We start from the raw sequence: 9429 nt of genomic DNA, 5'->3' as shown, positions 1-9429 counted from the left end.
CTCACCTCTTACCATTCCGAACAGAGAAGTTAAGCCCATTAGCGCCAATGGTACTACAATCGTGGGAGAGTAGGTCGCCGCCTTCCTTGAAAACCCTTCAATATCAATATTGAAGGGTTTTTTTTTATACATAAATCTAAACAAAATACTATATACAAGAATGAGAAACTTATCTTATTTTAAATATCTTTTTCTGTACGATTTCTGTTTTTTCTTCAAGATATATGGTTTATTGCTTATAAATTATATTATAATTAACATGTGTAGTACCTTGTAAATCATTAGTGTGTGCAAGAATTTAACGCTTATTTATCATTTGTGTTATCTAAATAACCATATGTTATATCATAAAAATCGTTATCATTTTTTTTCAGGAAACTTTATTTTTAAGTTTGAAAAAATAAACATAACTATATATTATGAGAATAATTACAAAATTACAAATTCTATGTATTGTATTGTCTTGTGCTGCACTTACTTCATGTAGTGAAGATGATGGCACTGGTATACTAGAGGTGGATGTAACAAATCAAAAACTTGAAGGTGATTGGAGTTTAGAATCACTTAGAATAGGAAATAGCACAAAGTCAGGAATTTTAAATGGTGAAAATGTCGAATTTAAATATACATTGAAAAATGAAGTAGCTACTGGTGGAGGAGATTATACAATGACTTTTTTTGGCAATGGAGATTTAAGAGAAACAGGGATATTTAGTGACGAATCAGAAACAGTTTTTGTAACATATAATGGAGATCGTTTGTTCGAAAGCGAAGAGAAATCTGTTACAGATGTATTACTAGAATATTCGTCTATATTTTTTAATAGTGCAGCATTAGACGCGAAATTTGGAATCAATACAGATGGGAAGAGTATAACAATTAATAGTTCAAATGGGCAGTTATCATTGGATGTAACCTTTTTGGGAGACGATAAAATAAGAATTGCTTATCCTTTAACAGATGTTACCCCTTTTTTCGGGGTAAGCACTTTAACATTGCCAGAGGATGATATAACAATAGATCCAATGATGCCTAGAAGAATTACTCTTGGAGAAGGTATTGGTATCGATGACGTGGCTGGAGATAATGTAAAGCCAGTATCGGGAACATTATATGCAATATTGATAAGATAATTACTACAATAAATTTAACTTATAATACAAAAAAAGTTCTTGTAAAACAAGAGCCTTTTTTTGTATTATTTAATATGTTGATAATAAGTTTTTAATTAATAGCTTGTTATTATTTTTTAGTCTTTATTTTTATGAATTAAAATGTGATTCTTTTTAATTATTTATGCGTAACATACAATCACAAATAGAAGAGCGTTGGAATTGGATAACGCATGGAGTTGGGTTCATTCTTTCTATAATTGGCTTTTTTATTTTGCTCAATTCAAACTCTAATAAAACATTATATAGTACGTTTGTTATAATAATTTATACAAGTTCATTGTTAATTCTGTATTTTGCTTCTACTGCTTATCACTATACTTCTGATGCTACATTAAAAAGAAAATTTAGGGTACTGGATCATATAAGCATTTATCTGCTAATTTCAGGTACCTATTCTCCAGTTACTCTAATATCTTTGATAGATAGTAAGGGGATATCATTATTTATAATTGTTTGGTCTTTAGCTGTTATCGGAACAATACTAAAAATATTTTCTACTGGTAGATTTGATGTTTTATCAGTTATCCTATATCTTATCATGGGGTGGCTGATTGTATTAGATATAGATACATTATCTAATGTGGTAGGTGATGAGGGAATTACATATTTGATGTTAGGGGGAGCTGCATATACTATTGGTATAGTTTTTTATGCATTAAAACAGATACCCTTTGGACATGTTATCTGGCACCTTTTTGTACTCGCAGGCAGTATTTTTCATTATATGTTTATTCTTAGGTATGTGATTTGATAAAAAAATAGATATCAAAAGAAGTTCAATGCCTATTTTATAATAATTTTTTATCCTCTACATCCTCGAAGTACTCCAAAGACATAATCGTCTGCAGCTTCATTAAATTCATCACCACAATTTCGGTCACTACCACCACCACTAGAGAAATTCACATTACTACATTGATCATGATCTAAGCAATCTTTTGTCCATGCGCTTGGTATCCACCATCTACCACAATCACCACCACATCTTCCCATACATCCATAATTATCTCTTGCTTTACTCCCCACTCTTATTCGATCAGAGTGATTTCCTCTTGAGTCGTCATATTCTGCATTTACATAAGTGTTCTTCCTAATGCAGGTGATACCCTCGTTTCTACTTTTGAGATTAGTTGTATTTACTTCTGCCTCAATAACTCTTTTAGTATAGGTGTAATCAGGAGGTGATTTTGCCCAATATTCCATAAGACTTAATAGTGTGTATTCTGTCATTAGGATTTCTCCTTTTTTTGTTTCCAGAAGATAATTAGAAATTGTACCACCTAAGGTAAGAATACTCTGTTTTTCTTTTTCAGTTAAAATAATATTATGACCATCGATAAATAAACTTTCATTCTGATAGTTAATATCTGCCTGAATGGATTTTTTGTTGATTTCAATGATGACAGTAAATACAAGTTCTGATTTGGCTTTTACAGAATATCTAATCTCTGAGTTTTGAATTCTAATTTTACCAATAAAAGAATTTGAATCTTGTTGTTCTAATCCCAATTCTTTTGCATCAGGAATAACAGCATCAGAAGTACATTTTGAGAAAATGAACGCGAATAGCAGTATTGCTATTATCTTAAAATAATTTTTCATAAATAGTGAGTTTGTATTATTGCTAACTAATTTACAAAAAACACTTAAAATTATTGATAATATAAAAAATTAGCTAAAAAACAAAAGAATTGTTATTTTTCTAGTCCTTAATATAATCTTTATATTCTAAAAAGAATATTTCAAGCTGAGACATTTTTTCATTCAAAAATTTCATAGTTTCTTTCCAGCATGTTTTATTATGGATACTAACATTTGTTAATTCAGTATAAACTCTGGAAATAGTTTTTCCATTATCTAATTCATAATATTCATCAAAAACAATATCTGGAATATATTCTGAAGTTAGAATATTTCTTAAACTCACTAATTTTTCATAATAATACGCTCTTATTATTTTGTCATAAGGTTCTATGTCTATAGATACTTGTGCTTTTTTTGTAGTAAATGTAAATTTTAAAGTTACATCTTTAATTTTGGTGTTATATAGTAACCATTTACGGGAGTATTCTTTTCCAAAACTAGTCCAGAATTCTTGTCGAATTATTTTTGATTCAGATTTGCTAAACATGTTTTTATATCAGATATGCCGCGGCAGTCGCCGCAAGAATAACTAAAAGTTTTGTAACGTTAAATTTATGCCCCTCATTACTTTCAAAAAGGATAGTTGTGGATACATGAAGAAATATACCAATTACCACAGCAGTAATTTCTTTATAATAATTTTGAGCTAATGTGAAGTTCTCAGAAAGAAAAGTGCCTAACGGAGTCATTAGTGCAAAACCTGTTAATGATAAAATAATAATGAATCTTTTTATTTTAGTATGTAATAAAAAGGTAGTTAATATCATTGCTACCGGAATCTTATGAATTATTATACCCATTAAAATTCCATCGGTATGATGCATAGGGAAACCTTCTAATATAGCATGTAATCCTAAACTGATGAATAGTAGTTTTGGTACTCGATGGGTTTCTTTATCTAAATGAATATGGCCGTGCTCCGCACCTTTAGAAAAATATTCTAATACCTTTTGTAACAAAATACCAATCATTATCCATACACCTGTTCGTTTTGCAAAAGGATTATTTTCAAAAATCTCTGGAAGTAAGTCAAAAATTGTAATTGCAAGAAGAAAAGCACCACTAAAAGCTAGAAGTAATTTTAGGTTTTTCTGATTAGATGCCTTGAATATAAAAACCAACAATGCTCCTATAAATACGGCGACTATGGATAGTATATAATTGTACACTATTTAAATATTAATATAAGTCGTGGTGAATTATTTTTATTAAATTTTTGTAATTGGTAATTACCAAAAATATCTAGTAAGTCAACATTTGCTTCTTTAAAATAATTCTCAAAATCAGCTAGGGATATACTTTTTACTCTTTCTGTAAAGAAGAAATCTTCATCATTATCTCTAAATCTTATTTCTTTTATTATATATCCATTTTCATGATATCTTCTGATTTTAAAAGAAATTCCATCAACTTCCTTTATTTCATCTTCAATTAGATTATCTATAATGTAATCGACATTCATAAAATCAATAACTCCAAAGCCTTTATTGTTTAGATTTGATTTAATGGCTTTAATAGTATTGAGGTTGTCTTCTTCTTTATCAAAATAACCAAAGCTTGTAAATAAATTAAAAACAGCAGAAAATTTTTCAGAATAGGGTTTACGCATATCATGAACTCTAAACTTTAATGCTTCATTTTCAAATTGAGAAGCATAGGTTATACTGTTTTTAGAGAGGTCTGCTCCAGTAACATTATATCCTAATTTATTAAGATATATGCTATGTCGGCCTTTACCACAGGCTAAATCTAAAATTTTTTCATCAGCTTCTAAACTTAGATAATGAGTTAGATTATCCATAAAATTTTGAGCTTCAGTATCATCTCTATCTTTGTATAGGATATGATAGTATGGCGTATCAAACCATGATGCATACCACATTGTTGAATCTTTTAGCATAGGGCGCAAAATTAATGTATTTTTGCGGTTTAATTATAGAAGTTGTTTAAAGTTTTATCTCTCGTCTTAGAAAAATTAAACGACTTTATATCGAAAACTTGGATAGTGAGTAATTCATTTAAAATGGTAGCCAAAACCCTTTTTGGTTTTGAAGAAGTTCTTGCAAGAGAACTTAGAAACTTAGGAGCGCAAAAGGTAGAAATAGGGAATCGCGTAGTCAGTTTTTATGGCGATACAGGATTTATGTATAAAGCAAATTTATGCTGTAGAACTGCTATTAAAATATTAAAACCAATTACTTCTAGGAGAATAAAGAATGAACAAGGTTTATATGATTTTATTCAAACTATTGAATGGAAAGAATATTTAAGTATAGATGATACATTTTCAATTCACGCTACTGTCAATTCTACTCTCTTTACTCATTCACAATTTATAGCTTTAAAAACCAAAGATGCGATAGTAGATAAATTTAGAAAAGAAACAGGCAAAAGACCCAATGTAGATATAGAACATCCAGACCTTTCTATAGATGTTCATATTCAGCAAGATGTATGTACGGTTTCTTTGGATAGTTCTGGAGGCTCATTGCATCACAGAGGGTATCGTACAGCGACCAATATAGCGCCAATTAACGAAGTTTTGGCCGCAGGATTGTTATTGCTTTCTGGCTGGGATGGTCAATGTGATTTTTTGGATCCGATGTGTGGTAGTGGTACCATGGCTATAGAAGCAGCTATGATCGCTTGTAATATTCCGGCAAACCTAAATCGTAAGGAATTTGCTTTTGAAAAATGGCTGGATTGGGATATGGATTTATTCGAAAAAATAGAAGAATCATGTCTCAATAAAACCAGAGATTTTCATCATTCTATAATTGGGATGGATAAAGCTCCTTCTGCAGTAAGAAAGGCAAATGTCAATGTAGAAAATGCAAATCTTACTGATTTTGTTAAAATAAGAGAAGGAGATTTTTTTGAAACAACTAAAGAAAAAGAGGGACAACTTCATATAGTGTTTAACCCACCTTATGATGAACGTTTAGAAATCAATATAGAAGAGTTCTATTCACAAATAGGGGATACATTAAAACAAAATTACCCAGGTACTAATGCATGGTTTATTACTGGAAATCTTGAAGCATTAAAATATGTTGGACTCCGACCATCTCGAAAGATAAAAGTATTTAACGGGAAGTTAGAAGCCAGGCTAGTAAAATATGAAATGTATGCAGGTAGTAAAAAGGCAAAGTATCAAAAGTAATATGATTTTACCCTTATATATCTTCTGATTTTTCTTCTTAGGATTTTTTTTAATAGTTTATGTTTTTGTTAAGAGATTATTATTGAAATAACAATAATTTTCTGATAACAATTTGGCTAATAACTAATCATCCTATTTGATATGAAAACAAAATTCACACAATTATTTTTCATAGCATTCTTGTTCATCTTTACCTTTTCAATAGACGCGCAGCGATCTAAAGTGAAACAAGAAGTGTTATCAGTATTCTCAGATTCAGTTTTTTCTGGATTAAAGTTAAGAAATATAGGTCCTGCATTTATGTCTGGTAGAATTGCAGATGTGGCTATTCATCCAAAAAATGAAAGTATATGGTATGTTGCTGTAGGTTCGGGAGGAGTTTGGAAAACTGTAAACGCAGGAACTACCTGGAAGCCTATTTTTGATGATCAAATTTTATATTCTATAGGATGTGTTACTATTGACCCCATAGACCATAATGTTATATGGGTAGGTACGGGAGAGAATGTTGGAGGTCGTCACATGGGATATGGTGACGGGGTTTATCGTAGTGAAGATGGAGGTCTTTCCTGGAAAAATATGGGGCTAAAGAATTCTGAACATATTTCTAAAATAATTATACATCCAGAAGATTCTAATGTGATTTGGGTTGCTGCTCAAGGGCCATTATGGAAAAAAGGAGGAGAACGGGGATTATATAAATCTGTTGATGGTGGAAAAACATGGAAAAAAAGCTTGGGAGATGATGAATGGGTTGGTGTAACAGAAGTAGTAATAGATCCAAGGAACCCTGATCAACTCTATGCAGCTACATGGCAAAGACATCGCACTGTTGCTGCTTACATGGGAGGTGGTCCAGGTTCAGGCTTACATCGTAGTGTTGATGGAGGAGAGACCTGGGAAAAACTCAAGAATGGACTTCCTAAGTCCTGGATGGGTAAAATAGGATTGGCTATTTCGCCACAACAACCAGATATTTTATATGCCGCTATAGAGTTAGATAGAAGAACAGGAGGAGTATATCGTTCTACAGATCGTGGAACAACTTGGGAGAAACGTTCTGATGCAGTAGCAGGTGCTACAGGACCTCACTATTATCAAGAGTTATATGCTTCTCCACATCATTTTGAAAGATTATATCTTGTAGATTCACGGATGCAAATTTCTGAAGATGGAGGAAAAACATTTACAAGAATGAATGCAAAACATAAGCATGGGGATAATCACGCTATTGCTTTTAAAAAAGAAGACCCAAACTATCTTTTGGTCGGAACCGATGGAGGGTTATATGAAACATTTGACCTTACTGCAAATTGGAAATTTGTAGACAACCTTCCTGTAACGCAATATTATAAGGTTGCTGTGGACGATGCTGAGCCGTTTTATAATATTTATGGAGGTACACAGGATAATAGTACCCAAGGAGGACCTTCAAGAACTGATAATTTACACGGGATTCAGAATTCTGATTGGAAGATTGTATTAAATTGGGATGGACATCAACCTGCAACTGAACCGGGTAACCCCAATATCATGTATGCAGAACGTCAGCAAGGTAATTTATCACGAGTTGATTTAACAACAGGAGAAGTTGTGGATATCCAACCCCAACCTGGAGCAAATGAAAATTTTGAACGTTTTAACTGGGATGCGCCTATTTTGGTAAGTGCACATGATCCAAAACGTATTTATTTTGCTTCTCAACGTCTATGGAGATCTGATAATAGAGGAGATAAATGGACACCAATTTCAGGAGATTTAACTAAAGATCAGGAAAGAATAGAGCTGCCTATTATGGGTAAAAAACAATCCTGGGATGCTCCTTGGGATTTTTTGGCAATGTCTAATTATAATACAATTACATCAATAGCAGAATCTCCAAAGAAAGAAGAGATACTTTATGCAGGTACTGATGATGGAATTATTCAGGTGACTGAAGATGGAGGAAGTAATTGGAGAAGGATTAACGTTGGGATACTTCCTGGGGTACCAGCTACAGCTTTTGTAAATGATATTAAAGCTGATCTTTTTGATGCTAATACGGTGTATGTAGCTTTGGATAATCATAAATATGGTGATTTTACACCCTATCTATTAAAAAGTATGGATAATGGGCGTACATGGAAATCTATTAAAAGTAATTTGCCTAAAAGAACATTAGTTTGGCGTATAGTACAAGATCATGTGCAACCTAATCTTTTGTTTGTTGCTACCGAATTTGGAATTTATTTCACAATAAACGGGGGAGATAACTGGATAAAATTAAAAGGAAATATGCCTACCATATCATTTAGAGACCTTGCTATTCAACGTAGGGAGAATGATCTGGTAGGTGCTTCTTTTGGGAGAGGTTTTTTTGTATTTGATGATTATTCATTTTTGCGAACGATTTCAGAATCTAAATTGAAAGAAGAAGCGGTTTTGTTCCCTACTAGAGATGCATGGTGGTATATTCCAAGACCCAACTTAAGTTTTGATGACGAAAAAGGAAGTCAAGGAGCTTCACATTATGTAGCGCCTAATCCAGATTTTGGTGCCGTTTTTACATACTATTTAAAAAATAGTTTAAAAACAAGTAAAGAAAAACGACAAGAAATCGAGAAAAAAAATAAAGGAAAAGATATTGCGTTTCCAGGTTGGGATAAAGTAGAAGCAGAGCGCACAGAAAATATACCAGAAGTCATATTAACTATAACAAATAACACTGGGGAAGTGATTAGGAGAATTAGCGGACCGGTGAAATCAGGCTTTCATAGAATAGCTTGGGATTTACGATATCCTTCTTCTGAAGCAATTCCTTTAAAAACAGAAGGAAACTCTTCTAATACTTCTCAAGGTTTTATGGCAGTACCAGGAGTGTATACTGCTACTTTATCAAAGATAGAAGATGGAAAAGTAACTCAATTATCAACACCGATCACATTTACAGTGAAACGTATGAATAATGGTGCTTTAAAAGGAGCAACACTAGAAAAAGTTGCAGAATTTTGGAGGAGTTTTGAAAAAACAATTGGAAAAGTTTCTGCTTTGGATATACAGGTGAATAGACAAGAAAAACGTATTAAAGCGCTGAAGATAGCTTTACAAAGGGCTAATAGTACTCCTGGAGATCTCGATAACCGTTTAAATACACTAGAAAAACGTATGATGGACTTAAGGAGAGATTTGTATGGAAACAGTTCTAAGCAACAAGTAGGTGAGAAAACTAAACCCACTATTGGAAATAGGGTATTTGCAATATATAGGGGAGTGGATCGCTCTACATATGGACCAACTAGTACGCATTTGGAAACAATGCAGATTATCAATAATCAAATAGGTATGATTACTTCAAAACTCGCGCTAATAAAAAATGAATCTATTGCGCTTTTAAAAGTGTTAGAAGAAGCAGGAGCACCATTTGTTGAAGATTAGTACGCATGGTATAAGGTTAAACACATGCTCCTG

The 9429-nt window shown here is 32.3% G+C and carries 8 protein-coding genes and 1 rRNA gene; 5 read left to right on the top strand and 4 right to left on the bottom strand.

From position 1 onward, the window contains the following. The 3 genes from rrf to trhA all read left to right on the top strand — a co-directional run. Nucleotides 1–86: ribosomal RNA gene (gene rrf, locus FOF46_RS12370) — 5S ribosomal RNA — on the top strand; the annotation flags it as partial. 333 nt (nucleotides 87–419) lie between these two features. Further along, a complete protein-coding gene (locus FOF46_RS12365) occupies nucleotides 420–1133 on the top strand; it encodes a hypothetical protein (RefSeq protein ID WP_143916656.1) in 714 nt (237 codons plus the stop codon). A gap of 163 nt (nucleotides 1134–1296) precedes the next feature. Further along, nucleotides 1297–1926 (top strand): PAQR family membrane homeostasis protein TrhA, encoded by a 630-nt coding sequence (trhA, locus tag FOF46_RS12360; RefSeq protein WP_143916655.1) that lies wholly within the window; start codon nucleotides 1297–1299, stop codon nucleotides 1924–1926. 50 nt (nucleotides 1927–1976) lie between these two features. On the opposite strand, the gene FOF46_RS12355 is transcribed toward trhA, so the two are convergent. The 4 genes from FOF46_RS12355 to FOF46_RS12340 all read right to left on the bottom strand — a co-directional run bounded on the left by FOF46_RS12355 (nucleotide 1977) and on the right by FOF46_RS12340 (nucleotide 4719). Further along, nucleotides 1977–2777, bottom strand: a complete 801-nt coding sequence (locus FOF46_RS12355; RefSeq protein WP_109435265.1) for a DUF8213 domain-containing protein — start codon at nucleotides 2775–2777, stop codon at nucleotides 1977–1979. A gap of 100 nt (nucleotides 2778–2877) precedes the next feature. After that, nucleotides 2878–3306 carry a DUF4268 domain-containing protein gene (locus tag FOF46_RS12350; protein WP_109435266.1) on the bottom strand — a complete coding sequence of 143 codons (429 nt, stop codon included), beginning with the start codon at nucleotides 3304–3306 and terminating at the stop codon, nucleotides 2878–2880. A gap of 4 nt (nucleotides 3307–3310) precedes the next feature. Continuing rightward, complete coding sequence (locus FOF46_RS12345) at nucleotides 3311–3988, bottom strand: ZIP family metal transporter (protein WP_109435267.1); 678 nt, start codon at nucleotides 3986–3988, stop codon at nucleotides 3311–3313. Next, on the bottom strand, nucleotides 3988–4719 hold the full coding sequence (locus tag FOF46_RS12340; RefSeq protein WP_109435268.1) for a class I SAM-dependent methyltransferase: 732 nt from the start codon (nucleotides 4717–4719) through the stop codon (nucleotides 3988–3990). Before FOF46_RS12340 ends, FOF46_RS12345 begins: the two co-directional genes overlap by 1 nt. A gap of 105 nt (nucleotides 4720–4824) precedes the next feature. On the opposite strand from FOF46_RS12340, the gene FOF46_RS12335 reads away from it, so the two are divergent. Together FOF46_RS12335 and FOF46_RS12330 are read left to right on the top strand one after the other, a co-directional pair. Continuing rightward, a complete protein-coding gene (locus FOF46_RS12335; RefSeq protein ID WP_143916654.1) occupies nucleotides 4825–5982 on the top strand; it encodes a THUMP domain-containing class I SAM-dependent RNA methyltransferase in 1158 nt (385 codons plus the stop codon). A gap of 141 nt (nucleotides 5983–6123) precedes the next feature. Then, nucleotides 6124–9396 (top strand): VPS10 domain-containing protein, encoded by a 3273-nt coding sequence (locus FOF46_RS12330; RefSeq protein WP_143916653.1) that lies wholly within the window; start codon nucleotides 6124–6126, stop codon nucleotides 9394–9396. The last annotated feature ends 33 nt before the right edge of the window (nucleotides 9397–9429 follow it).

It is taken from the genome of Aquimarina algiphila (assembly GCF_007489275.1).
Classification (GTDB): Bacteria; Bacteroidota; Bacteroidia; order Flavobacteriales; family Flavobacteriaceae; genus Aquimarina; species Aquimarina algiphila.
The sequence above is the reverse complement of the archived record's forward strand: the minus strand, read 5'-3'. Positions and strand labels throughout refer to the sequence as shown.

What these genes read in the sequence shown, in the direction of transcription:
- FOF46_RS12365 (WP_143916656.1), top strand. Translation starts at nt 420, where the DNA reads ATGAGAATAATTACAAAATTACAAATTCTATGTATTGTATTGTCTTGT.
- trhA (WP_143916655.1), top strand. Translation starts at nt 1,297, where the DNA reads ATGCGTAACATACAATCACAAATAGAAGAGCGTTGGAATTGGATAACG.
- FOF46_RS12355 (WP_109435265.1), bottom strand. Translation starts at nt 2,777, where the DNA reads ATGAAAAATTATTTTAAGATAATAGCAATACTGCTATTCGCGTTCATT.
- FOF46_RS12350 (WP_109435266.1), bottom strand. Translation starts at nt 3,306, where the DNA reads ATGTTTAGCAAATCTGAATCAAAAATAATTCGACAAGAATTCTGGACT.
- FOF46_RS12340 (WP_109435268.1), bottom strand. Translation starts at nt 4,719, where the DNA reads ATGCTAAAAGATTCAACAATGTGGTATGCATCATGGTTTGATACGCCA.
- FOF46_RS12330 (WP_143916653.1), top strand. Translation starts at nt 6,124, where the DNA reads ATGAAAACAAAATTCACACAATTATTTTTCATAGCATTCTTGTTCATC.